We start from the raw sequence: 14,361 nt of genomic DNA, 5'->3' as shown, positions 1-14,361 counted from the left end.
CGGCACCTCCGCCAGAGCGGCTCACGCCCACCACCGTCATTTACCTGCCGTTTTGGGCAGGCCCGGCGTCGGCCCGCGGCACCCATCTCAGCTCGTGCCTCAACTCCGATCCTGGCCTTGCCTCCGGTCTCCAGCCCTTGCCCATGTCCTGAAGTACGGCACTACCCACGGTCGCCGGACAACCCTGACTACCCCCGGCACCCTGATCAAGGACGGGCGAAAGCGGCACAAGAAGGCGCCCGAGCGGAGCGAGGTCCTTCAGGGGCCGAGGCCGCGGCTCGGCTGGAGACACGCGGGAGCGTAGCGACCACCTTGTCTGTCAGGAGAAGAGGTGGTCCACTACTCGGGCTGTCGCCTTGCCGTCGTCCCTTGGGGCGTAGGTGGCGCGGAAGGTCTCGTAGCGGTCCGCGTATTCGGCGGCCACCGTGTCGATCGAGCGCAGGGCCTCGACCACCTCGCCCGACGTCGGCAGCACCGGGCCCGGCGCCTGTGCCTCCAGGTCCACGTACAGGCCTCGCTTCGTCGCGTACTTCGCCAGGTCGTACGCGTAGAACACGATCGGCTTGCCCGTCGCCAGGAAGTCGAACATCGACGAGGAGTAGTCCGTCACCAACACGTCCGCCACCAGCAACAGGTCGGTCATGTCGGGATAGGTGGAGACGTCGTGGGCGATGTCGGGTACGGCGGGCATCGCCTGCATCGGGTGACCCCTGACCAGCAACTCGTGGTCGGCCCCCAACGCCTGCCTGGCCTTCGCCAGGTCCAGCTTGACCATCGCGTTCTTGCGGTCGTAGTCACGCCACGTCGGCGCGTACAGCACCACGCGCTTGCCCTCAGCCAGCCCCAGCCGGGCGCGGATCTCCGCGGCCATCCGGTCGCGTTCCGGCGAGGACAGCACGTCGTTGCGCGGCAGGCCGCTTTCCAGCACCTCGCCCTTGTAGCCGAACGCCTCGCGCAGCACCGGCGTCGCCCAGGGGGACTGGGACAGCAGCACGTCCCAGCCGCGTACCTCGGCCGCCTGCCGGTGCCACACCGGCGGGCGCGGGTCGCGGGTCATGTGGGGCTGGTCGTTGCCGATGTGCTTGACCGGGGTGCCGTGCCAGGTCTGCAGCACGACCTGGTCCTCGCGGGAGCGGAACCAGACGGGCAGGAACGCGTTGGTCACGATGTGGCGGGAGCGGGCGAGCGCCGCGTGGTGCTCCCTGCTGCCCGCGCGCACGACCGTGGCGGGACCGGGCGGGACGAAGGCGCCGTCCTTGACGACCCAGATGTGCTCGCGCTCGTCGCCGCGCCGCAGCCGTTCCTCGTAGACGGCGCGGACGCTGTCGGAGTAGAGGCGGCCGTCGTTGGCGACGTAGACGGTGGCGTCGTTGAGCGGCTCGGTGCGCTGCGCGGGGTAGAAGACGCGGCGCAGCACGTGGGTGCCGGCGACGCCCTTCTCGTCGGCCGGGCGCGCCTCCTCGGCGATCACCACGGGCACGTCGAAGCGGGTGGAGACCATGCGGAAGGCGTGGCCGCCGATCGTGCGCGGGTCCTCGTCGAGGGCGCCGAGGGCGGCGTGGTCCATGCGCACCGGGACGATCTCGCCGGACGGGTGGCGCATGGACAGGTTCCAGGTGCCGGAGGACAGGGGCACGGACTCGCCGAAGCGGTCCATGGTCGCCGGCGCGAGCCGTACCGTGAACTGGTCTTCGGAGCGCTCCATCGCGGCGGTATAGGTCAGGCCGGAACGGTGGCGCAGCGTGAGCGTGCGGGCGCCCGCCGCGTCGGGGTAGCTGCCGCGGAGCACGAGCCGCTCGCCCTCCCACACCGCGGAGGTGAGCACCGGGCGGATGCGGTGGGCGGAGACGACGACGCGGTCGCGGCGGTCGGCGAGCACGGTGATCTCGCGGTCGTCCGCGGTCGCGCGCACCTCGGCCGCGTCACCGAGCATCACGGAGGCCGCGGGGTCGCCCTTGGGCTCGACCCACAGCCGCCGTCCGTCCTTCTCCTGCAGCAGAGCCGGTACGGCCAGCCCGACCGTCACCAGCGTGCCGCCCGCCTCCGGCGTGAAGTCGGCGGCCATGCGGTGCCCACCGAGCCGGGCGTGGCCCTTGGTCACGCTGCGGCCGGGAAGGAAGATCTTCAGCTCCAACCGGTCGCCGTCCACGTTGACGCTGGTCAGCTCGGCCCGGTTGGGCTGCAGGACGACCTGGAGCGCCCGGTCGGAGGTCCAGACGGGGCGTACCCAGAGACCCTGCTTGACCCGGAGCCCGGCGGGACGCTCCGTGCGGCCCACGGCGGCGCCGCGCAGCAGGCCGGTGGCGCGGGCGCCGCGGCTCCAGAAGACGATCTCCGCGCGCCAGGTCGTGGCGTCGCGTACGGCGGGCCGGTGCCGCATCCGGCGGCGTACCGCGGACACGAGCCCGCGCACCCCGCCACGCCAGCGCAGCGGCCAGGAGCCCAGCTCGGCGGTGAAGCCGGACCAGTCGTAGTTGCACCCGGGCTCGCGCGCCCCGTGGGTGGCCTCGGGCGCGAGGACGCGGCGAGTGCGCATGCGCACCGGCGGCAGCCAGCGCGGCCCGCGCAGGACGACGGTGGCCCGGTTGAAGCGGCGGCTGCGCACCGACAGCCCGGCGAGGTAGGCGTGGCCGCGCACGAGCAGCTTGCCGTCGCGCCAGACGATGTCGTCGATCTGCGTCACCGGCACCAGGTCGGCGCGGCGCAGGCGGTAGAGGGCGGGCGGCAGCTCGTCGCGCAACGGCAGGTCGGCATACCAGCGCAGACCCTTGCGGATGCGCTTGGACGGCTCCGCCGCCGCGGCGACCACGGTGGTGAGGACGTCGCCGTCGGCGAGTTCGTCGAGGTCGCGGTGTTCGATGAGGTGGCACAGAAGCCTGCGGGCCACCGGGAGCTCGCGCTTGACCTTGGGGTCGACGGTGGCGAGATAGGGGCGCAGAAGGGTGACGAGCTCGCGTCTGCGCGCGGCTCCGCGTTTGATCGCCTGGTCCATCCTGGCGCCCAACGGGCCGCTGAGGATCTCGGCGGCATGATCGGGCCCGGCGGCCCGTGCCGCCTCCATGATCGCCTCGAATGGTTCCCCGCGGTCGCAGAGGTCCTGAACAGCCCGCAGCCGCTCCTGGGCTGTGACGCCGGTGGCCATTGGGAAGGCACCGCCTTTCGGACCCGCAGTCGCTGTTCAGGCCATGGTAATGGGAATCACATGCCGCGGATTCTCCCGGAGGGGGGATACGCAGCTCAGCGGGTTTCCTGAGAATCCGCTGAATCCCCGTGCCAGCGGGCCTCGCGCATGTCGACACGGTCGCCGCGCAGCGGGGTGCCCTCCTCTCGCCAGTGCGTCAGGCAGCGTTCCTCGTGGTCAGGGGCACCGGTGCCGTCGGAGTGGACCACCCGCCACCAGGGCACGCCGCCACCCCACGTGGACATGACCCGGCCGACCTGGCGGGGTCCGCCCTCGCCCAGATACTCGGCGATGTCGCCGTAGGACATGACCATGCCGGGCGGGATCCGCTCGACGACGTCGAGGACCCGCTCGGCGTAGGGGTTCACCATGAATCGGGTCCCGCGGCGACGATCTCGTCGAACTTGCCGATCTCGGCGGCGTTCCCGTTGGCGATCACCTCGACCACGCCGTCGGTCAGCGCGTAGACCTCGCCGTCCTCGCCGACCAGTCGGCCGCCGAGCACGGACGACAGCCGGACGAGTTGCGCCACGTGCCAGTCGGAGCCGGGCTCGCCGACGATCTCGCCGCGCCAGCGACCGACGGTATGGGCGTCGCCGCCGTGTTTGGCGCGGATCTCCTCCGCTGCGCTCAGCTCGAATCCGGCCGGCGCGATCGCCTTCGCGAGCTCCGCGAACGCCAGTGGCGACTCACGAACCACGCGTAGCTCGTATCCCATGACGCGCGACCATAGCGGATCTTTACCGCTTGCGCTGATTGAGCACGATGATCGCGCCGCAGAAGGTGACGAGGGCCAGGATGACGCCGGCGCCGTACAGCCAGAGGCGCCACGGGTCGGGGCCGGGCGGGGACGGCTGGGGCGACTCCTCGCCCTCGCCGAAGTGCCGGCCCGAGGGCATGTCGACCTCGCGCCGCTGGACGGAGAGCTGCTGGGCGGCGTTGAGCGCGGCGGCCGCGTCCACGGTGCCGAATCCGACCTTCTCGTCGTAGCCGGCGGCGGGCCTGCCGCGGGCGCTCAGGGCGATGGCCTGCGACACCTGCGCGGGCGACATCTGCGGATATTTCGACTTAATCAGGGCGGCGACCCCCGCCACCAGCGCCGTCGCCGAACTCGTGCCCGACGACAGCTCGTAGTCGCCCTGGCCCTTCACCACCGGCACCTCCACGCCCGGCGCCGCCACCAGCACCGACAGGTTGTCGCTGCTGAACGACGCGCGCCGGCCCTGCCGGTCCACCGCGCCCACGCCGATCACGCCCGGATACCCGGCGGGGAAACTCCAGTAGGAAGTGCTGTTGTCCTTGGCGTACTTGCTCTGCCCGTCGTTGCCCACGGCCGCGACCAGCACGACGCCTTTGCCCAGCGCGTACGACACCGCCTCACGCTCCGACTTGTGCGGCCCGTAGGCGCCCAGCGACAGGCTCACCACCTTGGCGCCGTGGTTGGCCGCATAGCGGATCGCCCTGGCCAGCGGGCTCTCCCGGCTGCCCGACTGCTCCTGGGTGGGCGGCAGGAAGCTCGGGCTGTCCTCCTCCTCGGGCAACGGCAGCGACAGGATCTTCGCCTCCGGCGCCACGCCCACCAGCCCGCCGTCGGCGCCGGAACCGGCGATCAGCGCGGCCATGGCGGTCCCGTGCCGGCCCGGCGGCAGGTGACGGTCGAGCGCGGGCTCGGTCATGTCGGGGCCGACGGTGACCTTGTCCTTCAGCTCCTTGATCTTCGTGTCCACGCCGCTGTCGACGACCGCGACCATGACGTCGGCGCCCTTGGTGAGGGTCCACGCCTGCTCGACGTTGAGCGCGTCCAGGACCCACTCCTGCTGGGTGCGGACGGGCGGCGGCGCCATACCCGAGAATGCGAGCGCGGCGGCCGTGAGCAGGCGGACGGCGCTCAGCACACGTTCCCCTGCGTGCAAGGCGGGACCGCGGGCGGGTCGGCGAGGAAGTAGGCGATCTGGTTCCCGATCGACTTGGCGGCGGGCCAGAGCTCGCTGTGCAGAATCTCCTCAGGGGGTACGGCGGCGCGCGTGCGGCCGTCCACGTAACCGGCGGTGGAGAAGACGATGTACGGCCCGGCCCCCACCCAGGCGTTGCGCTGGCGCTGCTCGACCCCGAAGCGCTCGGTCACCGTGCCGGGGAAGGCCACGGGCAGCACCCCCACCCGGTCGTCCAGCGTGAGCTGCTCGGTCACCGAGGCCCGCGACTCCTCGTCCTTCAGCACCGCGACCCCGACCGTGATGACGAACGAGGAGGTCTGGTCGACGTAGGTGGCACGCAGCACGGCCACGCACCCGAACTCCGCCAGGACCCCGGCCACCGCCTGGTCGACGGCCTTGTCGCAGCCGGCCTGCGGGGCGATGCCGACGCGCCTGGCGTACTGGGTGGCCTTCTCCAGGCCCAGGTACTTCACCTCTTCGGGAAACACGCCCGTGACGGGCCAGGCCTGCCAGCGGCGGGCGATCTCCTCCTGCTTGTAGCGGTTCTGCTCGGCCACGGTGAGCGGGCGGGCTCGCGTCTCGGAGAACAGGCCGACGGTGCCGGTCAGCACGATGACCGCCGACAGCGCGATGATCCCGGCCAGCAGGGCGCGGAAGATGCTCCGGTAGCGCACGCCCTGCCGGAGCACGGCGGCCTCGGCCCGCTCGCGCACCGCTGTGGCCTTGGCGCCCGTCGCGGGGGGCCATGCGCGCACGCGGGAGCGGCGGCCGGTGGCGGCTCCGAGCGGGTTGTCCCGTCGCGGTGTGTCGCTCCCCCCGGCTCGCGGCAGTCCCGAGCTCGACCTACGTGCCCTCACCACCGCCTCGTTTCCGAACCGATTCTCATTTGTGTCTATTTCGTCCCCCGAGGAGGGGAGATCATGCGTCCACGCCGGGGCGGGATGACGCGTCCTGCTGGGGTATGACGCGTCGTGCCCTTCTTACCAGTGCTACCAGAATGCCGAGCGAGGTGAGGGAGGCGATCGTGCCCGCGGCGGCGATCGCGCCGTAGAGGGTGACGCTGCGGCGGTCGCGGTTGATCACCTGGATCGGCCCGGCGTGGCCGCCGGCCATCGGGCGGGCCGGGTCCTGGGCCTGCGCGCCTTTCGCGGTCTGGGTATGGCCGGCCAGCCTGGCCGCCTCGTCCAGGGAGCCCGCGGCGTTGACGACGCCGAACCCGGTGCCGGTGTCGTAACCGCCCGGAGGCCGCCGGGTGGCGCCCGCGGTGAGGGCCTGGGCAACGAGCGCAGGCGACATATCCGGATATTTGGCCTTAATGAGGGCGGCGACGCCCGAGACCAGCGCGGTCGCCTGCGACGTCCCCTTGCCCACCCAGTACTCGTCGCCGGGCCCCGCGCCCAGAATGTCCACCCCCGGCGCGGCCACCAGCACCGATGGGTTCCAGTTCGAGAACGACGCCCGCCGCAACCCCCGATCCGTCGCCCCCACCGAGACCACGCCGGGAAAGGCCGCCGGATACGAGTACGGCGCGAACCCGTTGGCGTCCGGCTTACGCTGCCCGTCGTTGCCCGCCGCCGCCACCAGCACGACCTTCTTGGAGATCGCGTACCGGATCGCCGCCCGCTCCTCCTTGGTCGCCAGTTCCTTGGAGATCGACATGTTGATCACATCGGCGCCCTGGTCGACGGCGTAGCGGATGCCCTTGGCCACGACGTCCTCGAAGCGCTCGGCGGTGTTGAACTCCCGGAACCCCGGCTCCTCGTCCTCCAGGATCACCCTGACCGACAACACCTTGGCCGACGGGGCCACCCCGATGACGCCCCTCCTGCCGCCGGGGCCATGGCCGTGACCGGCGATCAGGGAGGCCATGTAGGTGCCGTGCAGCTTGCGCGGCGGCACGCCCGGCGGGTTGGCGCCCGCGGTGAAATCCCTGCCCGTCACCACCGACCCGGCCAGGTCGCGGTGCCCGGGATCGACCCCCGAGTCCAGCACCGCCACCGTCACCCCGGCGCCCTTGCTGGTCCGCCACGCCTTGGGCAGCCCCAGGGTCTTGATCACCGGCTGCTGACTGCCCCGGATGTCATCGGCCAGCGCCGGTGCGGGCGGCGCCACCAGCAGCCCGGCCACCACCAGCAAGACCCCCCGCCGAACCACCAGCCCCCCACGACCCGTCTCACACCGCACCGTCTCACGGGGGTTCGGCTCGCGTCGGGCGGGGGTGGTGGGGTTCGGGTCGCGTAGGGGCGGGGCCGTACCGCCGGAGGACGGGCTCAGCACCGCCACTCCCTGGCGCCGCACTCGGGCATCCGCGGCTCGCTGAGGTCGGCGAGGATCCGCTCGGACAGCTCGGCGGCGAAGGCGAAGATCGTCGGACGTTGCTCGCCCACCGCGCGCGCCGGCCGCCCGTCCACCTGGCCCGAGGTGGTCAGCACCAGGTACGGCCCCGCCTGCCGCACCGAGCCCGCCTGCCGCACGGCCGAGGTGAAGCGGTCGGTCACCGTTCCCTGGAAGGCGACGGGACGCAGCCCAGGCACCGCCTTGCCACCCTGTGGGAAGGCGGCCTTGGCCCGGGAGGCGCGCAGTTCGTCGGGCAGCGCGACCACGCCGACGGTGACCACCACGCCCTGGAGCGCGTCGATGTAGGTGGCCCGCAGCACGGCCCGGCAGCCGTGGGAGCGCAGCGCTTTGACGGCCTTCTTGTCGACGGCCTGCCGGCAGCCGGTCTGCGGGGAGATGCCGATCCTGGTGGCACGTTCCTGTCCGCCCTGCTCGGCGGAGTACGCGAGGGTGGCGGGGAAGATCTTCCCGGCCTGCCAGGTACGCCAGCGTTCGGACACCTCGCGCTTGGCGGCGGCAGCGAGTTCGGCGGCGGTCGGCCCCCTGGACAGTTCGGAGCCCGCCGCGCTGGCCGCCACTCCGGCGGCCACCGCGCAGACCAGAGTCAGCACGGAGGCCACCACGAGGGCGGGCCAGGGGCGGGCGTTGCTCACGGCACCGACCTTAATGCTGGGAACCTAATGCCATCCCCAGATGCCGGACTCAGTATGTCGGCAGGCTGGGGTCTACCGTCTTTACCCAGCTCAGGACCCCTCCACCCACATGCACGGCGTCCGAGAACCCGGCGTTCTTCACGATCGCCAGCGCCTCGGCGCTGCGCGCGCCGGACTTGCAGTGGAGCACGATCCGCTTGTCCTGCGGCAGCTTCTCCAGGGCGGAGCCGTTGAGGAACTCGCCCTTGGGGATCAGCGTGGCGCCGGGGATGGCGACGATCTCGTACTCGCCCTGCTCGCGGACGTCGATGAGGAAGATGTCCTCGCCCTTGTCCTGCATCTCCTTGAGCTCCGCCGCGGTGATCGTGGAGCCGGAGGCGGCCTGCGCGGCCTCGTCGGAGATCGTGCCGCAGAACGCCTCGTAGTCCTCGAGCAGTTCGGTGACCGTCGGGTTCTTGCCGCACAGGACGCATTCGGGGTCCTTGCGGACCTTGACGTCGCGGTACTTCATCTCCAGGGCGTCGTAGATCATCAGCCGCCCGACCAGCGGGTCGCCGATGCCGGTGAGGAGCTTGATGGCCTCGTTGACCTGGATGGAGCCGATGGACGCGCACAGCACGCCCAGCACGCCGCCCTCCGCGCAGGAGGGAACCATGCCGGGAGGCGGGGGCTCCGGGTAGAGGCAGCGGTAGCAGGGGCCGTGCTCGGCCCAGAAGACGCTCGCCTGGCCGTCGAAGCGGTAGATCGACCCCCAGACGTACGGCTTGCCGAGCAGCACCGCGGCGTCGTTCACCATGTAACGCGTGGCGAAGTTGTCCGTGCCGTCGACGATGAGGTCGTAGCCGGAGAAGATGTCCATCACGTTCTCGGTGGTCAGCGCCGCGTTGTGGATCACGACGTCCACCAGCGGGTTGATCTCCTTGACCGTGGCGGCGGCGCTCTCGGCCTTCAGCCGGCCCACGTCGGACTGGCCATGGATGATCTGGCGCTGCAGGTTGGACTCGTCGACGACGTCGAAGTCGATGATGCCCAGCGTGCCGACGCCCGCGGCGGCGAGGTACATCAGCGCGGGCGAGCCGAGGCCGCCCGCGCCCACACACAGCACCTTGGCGTTCTTCAGCCGCTTCTGCCCGGCCATGCCCACATCGGGGATGATCAGATGGCGCGAGTAGCGGCGCACTTCGTCAACGGTCAGCTCGGCGGCCGGCTCGACCAGCGGTGGCAACGACACGTTCTACGCTCCCGTTTCGGGGTTCTTATCTCTCGTAGAAACCTAGCTGGCCAGTGGGGCATTCCCCAATCGCGTCTCACCGATCAGACGGCGCGCCTCCGCGGCCACGACGTCGGGCCGTTCCATCTGCGCGACGTGCCCGACGCGCGGCAGCAGGACCAACCTGACCTGCCTGAACGTACGGCCCGCCTTCTCGGCCATCGCGGGACGGACGAGCCGGTCGAGTTTGCCGTAGATGACCAGGGTGGGAGCGGCGACGCGGGCGGCCTGGTTCCAGAGGTTGCCGGCGCCGCGGCGGAAGTACTCGGCGACGATGCCGCGGGCAGAGCCGATCATCGAGGAGGCGGTGTGCGAGAGGCCGTCTCTGCGGCGCAGTTCCTCGATCGCCTCGCTGAGCCGGTCGGGGTGGACCCTGCCGGCGTCGGCCCAGACCATGGCGAACGTGGCGTTGACCCGCTGGGCGGCGGGGACGAGCGTGAGCTTGCCCGCCACCCATTCTCCGATCCGGGGCGTGGCGGCGGCGGCCACGCGGGCGGGGCCGTACCTCGGCAGGAGGTCGGGGAGTGCGGGTGAGACGAGGGTGAGCGAGCGGACCAGGTCGGGACGGAGGGCGGCGACGCGCACGGCGACGGCGCCGCCGAGCGAGTTGCCGAACAGGTGGGCGGGGCCGAGCTCTTCCAGCAGGCCGATGACGGCGCGGGCGTGGGCGTCGACGGAGTAGTCGCCGTCGGCGGGGGCCGGGGAGTAGCCGGCGCCGGGCAGGTCGAGCGCGTAGCCGGTGACGACGTCCTTGAGCTCGTCCATGAGGTCGGTCCAGTTGGTGGCCGAACCGGCCAGTCCATGGACGAACACGGCCTTCTCCGGCGCCCCTTCGGGGGTCGAGCGGACGTACACCGGGCCGACCATGCGTCCCGGCCAGTGCGGAATCGGCTGCTGCTTCACGGAAACGCCCCTTCCCTCGGCCCTTCCACGTTAGCCGCCTGCCCGGAGTGCAAGCCACCAATCATGACATTTACGGATAAACCTGTATATACAGTTAAAAACAAGTCGAAGTCACATAAATAGAGAATAAAAGGCATAGATTGCCGTTTATGGGCATGAATGGCTGGAAATCCTGGCAGCAGGATGCCCAGCAAGGTCGCGCCATCTCTGCGGCCGGGGCACACGAGTGCAGACCAACAGGGGGAAGCACGATGTCCAAGTTCAAATCCACGCTCGCGGCGGCGGCGCTCGCGACCGCCCTCGCCGGCGGCACGCTCGCCCTCGGAGCCGCGACCACCACCAGCGCCGCCAGCGCGGCCACCAGCTTCACGACCGCGAAGTCCAAGGGCAAGTTCCACCGCTGCTGGCTCAACGGCAGGAAGTGCTCGTACAAGCTGGAGAGCCACAAGCCGACCGCCCGCTTCTTCGCCGGCCACTGGCGGGCGAACAAGAAGTTCTGCCCCGGCAACAAGTTCAAGAAGGGCGGCGCCGGTTTGTGCGCCAAGGGCCACACGAAGCACTTCCCGAAGAACAAGTGGCTCCAGCAGCGCTGACGCCTTAAGCAGGCAGGCCGCGGAACCCCAGGTTCCGCGGCCTCGTCATGCCTCTTGCCTTCACCGACGTATGCCGACATATCCCCACGGGCCCACCCGAGCGTTTTCTGCACACCCCCCCAAATCGGGACATAGCGTGAGAAGACGTATCAATAAATGCAATCTCAGGGTTTATGAGTGGCAAAACCATCCCGGCCGCAGTTTATGATCATGAATGGTCGGAAATTCTGACAACCAGGATGGCTCTAGAAGTAAGAACCATCCCGGGCATTAGCCAGATAAATCCGGCACAGTGCCTGAAGTTGCAAGAGACCGTCAAGGGGAAGCACATCATGTCCACAGTCAAGAGGATGCTCACGGCCGCTGCGCTCAGCACCGCCCTTGCGGGCGGCGTCCTGGGCCTCGGATCGACCACCGCCGCGAACGCCAGCGCTTCCAGCGCCGGCATCAGCGCCAGCGCCTCCAGCGTCGGCTTCTCGGAGTGGCGCGGTCGCTGCCTCTTCGCCGGCCCCGCGGGCGCCATTCGTCGAGGCCACTACGTCAACAAGGCACACCTCAACTTCAAGCACTGGCGGGGCTGGAGGGTCCACCGCGAGCGCGGCTGCGTTCGCACGCGGCACTTCGTCTGGTAACGAAAGCCACCCGCAATAGAAAAAGGGGGCCCCAGGAAATGGGGCCCCCTCCCAACATGTGTGTGGAGACAAATGTTTCCAGCCTGGCGACGGAGCGGCGGAGGAAAGCTGCGCTCAGGCGGATTTCCGGGACTTCCGTTTGCGCGCGGCTTTCTCCGCCTCCTCCTTTTCTTCTTTACCGGAAGAAGCGGATGCGGCCTTCTTGGGCTTGGCGGGCTCGCCCCGTTCACGCTTGGCGGCCTCGACGCTGGCCCGCAGGGCGGCCATGAGGTCCACGGCGGGCCCGGCCTCCTCCTCGCCACCCGGAGGCGCGATGACTTCCTTGCCCGCGACCTTCGCCTCGATCACCTGCTGCAGCGCTTCGCGGTAGGTGTCGTGGTACTCGGTCGGGTCGAAGTCCGCCTCCATCGTGGTGATGAGCGACTCGGCCATCTTGAGCTCCTGCGGCCGTACGTCGATGTCCTCTTCGAGGAAACCGAAGTCGGGCGTACGGATCTCGTCGGGCCAGAGCATCGTCTCCAGCACGAACACCCCGTCGCGCACCCGCAGCGTGGCCAGCGACTCACGCTGGCGCAGCGCCACCTTCACCACCGCCACCTGCCCGGAACTCTCCAGCGCGGTCCGCAGCAGCACGTACGGCTTGCCACCCTGCCCGTCGGGCTCCAGGTAGTAGGACTTGGCGAAGTAGATCGGGTCGATCTGGTCGGCCGGCGCGAACTGCAGCACGTCGATCCGCCGCGAGGTCGTCAACGGCAGGTCCTCGAAGTCCTCGTCGGTGAGCACGACGATCTCGCCCGTCGCCAGCTCGTACCCCTTGGCGATGTCGGCGTAGGCCACTTCCTCACCGTCGATCGTGCACACGCGCTTGTAGCGGATCCGGCCGCCGTCCTCGCGGTGCACCTGGTGGAAGGTGACGTCCTTCTGCTCGGTCGCGGAGTAGAGCTTCACCGGGATCGTGACCAGCCCAAACGAGATCGCACCTTTCCATATGGCGCGCATGGGCACTCCTCATCGATAGCAGGGCTCACCGTATGGGCACATACCCGTCATGGGCCAACCAATGCCATACCCGGTCGAACCTATGCTCGCCATGGCCGGGGATCTTCCCGCAGAACGCGAGCTGTACGGGCTCGAGGTCAAGTGGGACGGCATCCGGGCGCTCATCCACCTCGACGGCGGGCTGCGCGTCTCCGGCCGGCACGGCGCCGAGTACACCCGCCGCTACCCCGAGATCTCCTCCTACGGCCTGCGCGGCGTCATCATCGACGGCGAGGTCGTCGCCCTCGACCACCGGGGGCTGCCCAGCTTCGAACGCCTCCAGCGGCGCATGCACCTCACCGATCCGGAGCCCAGGATGCTGGAGCTCTACCCGGTGACGTACATGCCCTTCGACCTGCTCTACCTGGACGGCACGCCGCTGTTCGACCTGCCCTACCGCGACCGGCGGGCGCTGCTCGACGAGCTGGACATCGGGGCGCCGCCGTACTTCCCCGGAGATTCCGACCTGCTCGGCGCCACGCACGAGCAGGGCCTTGAGGGGGTCGTCGCCAAGCGGCTCGACTCGCCCTACCGGCCGGGCGTGCGCACGCCGTGGTGGGTCAAGGTCAAGAACCTGAGCACGCGCGAGGTCGTCGTCTGCGGCTGGAAGCCGGGCAAGGGCCGCCGGGCGGGCGGGATCGGCTCGTTGCTCATGGGCGTGTTCACCGGGGAGGGGCTCACCTACGTGGGGCACGTCGGGACCGGGTTCACCGAGGCCACGCTGGACGAGCTCCTCGCGATGCTGCGGCCGCTGGAGATCGCGCGCAGCCCGTTCGTCAATCCGGTCCCGTGGCGCAATCACTGGGTTAGACCCGAACTGGTCGGGGAGGTCGCCTACACGATGGTGACCGATGAGATACGGCTGCGACACCCGGTCTGGCGGGGGCTGCGACCGGACAAGATACCCGCGGAGGTACAGCTGTGAGCTCCAAGACGCCCGTGCGGGTGGACGGGCGCGAGCTCGTCCTGAGCAACCTCGGCAAGGTGCTCTACCCCGAGGTCGGCTTCACCAAGGCCGAGGTCATCGACTACTACTCGCGGATCGCCCCCGTCCTGCTCCCGCACCTGGAGGGCCGCCCGCTCACCGTCAAGCGCTACCCGAACGGCGTGGACGGCAAGTACTTCTTCGAGAAGAACGCGCCCGGCCACGTCCCCGACTGGCTCAGGCGCGTCACCCTGCCCGTCCCCGGCAGCGGCATGAACCGCGACACCATCGACTTCGCCGTCATCGAGGACCTGCCCAGCCTCGTCTACTACGCCAACCTGGCCGCGCTCGAACTCCACGTACCCCAGTGGCGCGTGACCGAGGACGGCGCGGCGATCGACCCCGACACCCTCGTCTTCGACCTCGACCCGGGCCCCCCGGCCACGATCGTCGAGTGTTGCCGGGTGGCGCTCATGCTGCGCGAGGTGCTCGCCGCCGACGGCCTCACCGCCCGTCCCAAGACCAGCGGGAACAAGGGCATGCAGCTGTACGCCGCGTGGGACGGCAGGCAGGAGCCCTCGGCCTACGCCAAGGACCTGGCCAGGCTCCTGGAGAAGGAGGCGCCCAAGCTCGTGGTCAGCGTGATGACCAGGAAGGCCAGGCCCGGCAAGGTCTTCATCGACTGGAGCCAGAACAACCCGGCCAAGACCACCGTCGCGCCGTACTCCCTGCGCGCCAGGCAGCGCCCGACGGTCTCGACACCGCTGCTGTGGCCGGAGGTCGAAGCCTGCGAAAGCCCGGACGACCTGATGTTCACCTCAGCCGACGTACTCGCCCGCGTGGAGGAACATGGCGACCTTTTCACCTGAGCGTAGGCTGGATCCGTCCACACAGG

14 protein-coding genes are annotated in these 14,361 nt (G+C 70.1%); 4 read left to right on the top strand and 10 right to left on the bottom strand.

Features of this window, described 5'->3' with window-relative positions; translation table 11 throughout:
• Positions 1-319: 319 nt before the first annotated feature.
• The 9 genes from ACFWY5_RS32970 to ACFWY5_RS32930 all read right to left on the bottom strand — a co-directional run bounded on the left by ACFWY5_RS32970 (position 320) and on the right by ACFWY5_RS32930 (position 10,278).
• Positions 320-3,142: a CDP-glycerol glycerophosphotransferase family protein gene (locus tag ACFWY5_RS32970; RefSeq protein WP_379636547.1), complete on the bottom strand. Its 2,823-nt coding sequence runs from the start codon at positions 3,140-3,142 to the stop codon at positions 320-322.
• Between the two features lie 95 nt (positions 3,143-3,237).
• Positions 3,238-3,552 carry an MGMT family protein gene (locus tag ACFWY5_RS32965; RefSeq protein ID WP_379610521.1) on the bottom strand — a complete coding sequence of 105 codons (315 nt, stop codon included), beginning with the start codon at positions 3,550-3,552 and terminating at the stop codon, positions 3,238-3,240.
• Entirely contained in the window at positions 3,546-3,899 is a 354-nt protein-coding gene (locus tag ACFWY5_RS32960; protein WP_379610522.1) for a hypothetical protein, read from the bottom strand. Before ACFWY5_RS32960 ends, ACFWY5_RS32965 begins: the two co-directional genes overlap by 7 nt.
• Before the next feature lie 22 nt (positions 3,900-3,921).
• On the bottom strand, positions 3,922-5,076 hold the full coding sequence (locus ACFWY5_RS32955) for a S8 family serine peptidase (RefSeq protein WP_379636545.1): 1,155 nt from the start codon (positions 5,074-5,076) through the stop codon (positions 3,922-3,924).
• Positions 5,070-5,870 (bottom strand): hypothetical protein, encoded by an 801-nt coding sequence (locus tag ACFWY5_RS32950; RefSeq protein ID WP_379610524.1) that lies wholly within the window; start codon positions 5,868-5,870, stop codon positions 5,070-5,072. Before ACFWY5_RS32950 ends, ACFWY5_RS32955 begins: the two co-directional genes overlap by 7 nt.
• Positions 5,871-6,033: 163 nt before the next feature.
• Entirely contained in the window at positions 6,034-7,269 is a 1,236-nt protein-coding gene (locus tag ACFWY5_RS32945) for a S8 family serine peptidase (protein WP_379610525.1), read from the bottom strand.
• Between the two features lie 116 nt (positions 7,270-7,385).
• Positions 7,386-8,105, bottom strand: coding sequence for a hypothetical protein (locus ACFWY5_RS32940; RefSeq protein WP_379610526.1), 720 nt, complete (start codon positions 8,103-8,105; stop codon positions 7,386-7,388).
• A 49-nt stretch (positions 8,106-8,154) separates the two neighbouring features.
• Entirely contained in the window at positions 8,155-9,336 is a 1,182-nt protein-coding gene (gene moeZ, locus ACFWY5_RS32935) for an adenylyltransferase/sulfurtransferase MoeZ (protein WP_379610527.1), read from the bottom strand.
• Positions 9,337-9,378: 42 nt separating this feature from the next.
• Positions 9,379-10,278 (bottom strand): alpha/beta fold hydrolase, encoded by a 900-nt coding sequence (locus tag ACFWY5_RS32930; protein ID WP_379636543.1) that lies wholly within the window; start codon positions 10,276-10,278, stop codon positions 9,379-9,381.
• Positions 10,279-10,529: 251 nt separating this feature from the next.
• Here ACFWY5_RS32930 and ACFWY5_RS32925 point away from each other — a divergent pair, with 251 nt between their 5' ends.
• Positions 10,530-10,871 carry a hypothetical protein gene (locus ACFWY5_RS32925; RefSeq protein WP_379610529.1) on the top strand — a complete coding sequence of 114 codons (342 nt, stop codon included), beginning with the start codon at positions 10,530-10,532 and terminating at the stop codon, positions 10,869-10,871.
• A gap of 173 nt (positions 10,872-11,044) precedes the next feature.
• Positions 11,045-11,503 (top strand): hypothetical protein, encoded by a 459-nt coding sequence (locus tag ACFWY5_RS32920; RefSeq protein ID WP_379610530.1) that lies wholly within the window; start codon positions 11,045-11,047, stop codon positions 11,501-11,503.
• Positions 11,504-11,617: 114 nt separating this feature from the next.
• Here ACFWY5_RS32920 and ACFWY5_RS32915 read toward each other — a convergent pair whose 3' ends face one another.
• The gene (locus ACFWY5_RS32915) at positions 11,618-12,502 is read right to left on the bottom strand and encodes a Ku protein (RefSeq protein WP_379610531.1); all 885 of its coding nucleotides are present in this window, start codon (positions 12,500-12,502) and stop codon (positions 11,618-11,620) included.
• An 82-nt stretch (positions 12,503-12,584) separates the two neighbouring features.
• On the opposite strand from ACFWY5_RS32915, the gene ligD (ACFWY5_RS32910) reads away from it, so the two are divergent.
• Both ligD (ACFWY5_RS32910) and ligD (ACFWY5_RS32905) read left to right on the top strand, forming a co-directional pair.
• On the top strand, positions 12,585-13,466 hold the full coding sequence (gene ligD / locus ACFWY5_RS32910) for a non-homologous end-joining DNA ligase (protein ID WP_379610532.1): 882 nt from the start codon (positions 12,585-12,587) through the stop codon (positions 13,464-13,466).
• A complete protein-coding gene (gene ligD / locus ACFWY5_RS32905; protein WP_379636541.1) occupies positions 13,463-14,335 on the top strand; it encodes a non-homologous end-joining DNA ligase in 873 nt (290 codons plus the stop codon). Before ligD (ACFWY5_RS32910) ends, ligD (ACFWY5_RS32905) begins: the two co-directional genes overlap by 4 nt.
• Positions 14,336-14,361 lie beyond the last annotated feature (26 nt).

It is taken from the genome of Nonomuraea sp. NPDC059007 (assembly GCF_042740555.1).
In the GTDB taxonomy this organism is placed as follows: Bacteria; Actinomycetota; Actinomycetes; order Streptosporangiales; family Streptosporangiaceae; genus Nonomuraea.
This window is presented reverse-complemented; position numbering and strand designations above follow the sequence as displayed.

Bases quoted from the DNA above. Each gene is read 5' to 3' on its own strand.
- ligD (WP_379610532.1), top strand. From the start codon at position 12,585: ATGCTCGCCATGGCCGGGGATCTTCCCGCAGAACGCGAGCTGTACGGG.
- ACFWY5_RS32920 (WP_379610530.1), top strand. From the start codon at position 11,045: ATGAGTGGCAAAACCATCCCGGCCGCAGTTTATGATCATGAATGGTCG.
- ACFWY5_RS32925 (WP_379610529.1), top strand. From the start codon at position 10,530: ATGTCCAAGTTCAAATCCACGCTCGCGGCGGCGGCGCTCGCGACCGCC.
- ACFWY5_RS32970 (WP_379636547.1), bottom strand. From the start codon at position 3,142: ATGGCCACCGGCGTCACAGCCCAGGAGCGGCTGCGGGCTGTTCAGGAC.
- ACFWY5_RS32960 (WP_379610522.1), bottom strand. From the start codon at position 3,899: ATGGGATACGAGCTACGCGTGGTTCGTGAGTCGCCACTGGCGTTCGCG.
- ACFWY5_RS32915 (WP_379610531.1), bottom strand. From the start codon at position 12,502: ATGCGCGCCATATGGAAAGGTGCGATCTCGTTTGGGCTGGTCACGATC.
- ACFWY5_RS32965 (WP_379610521.1), bottom strand. From the start codon at position 3,552: ATGGTGAACCCCTACGCCGAGCGGGTCCTCGACGTCGTCGAGCGGATC.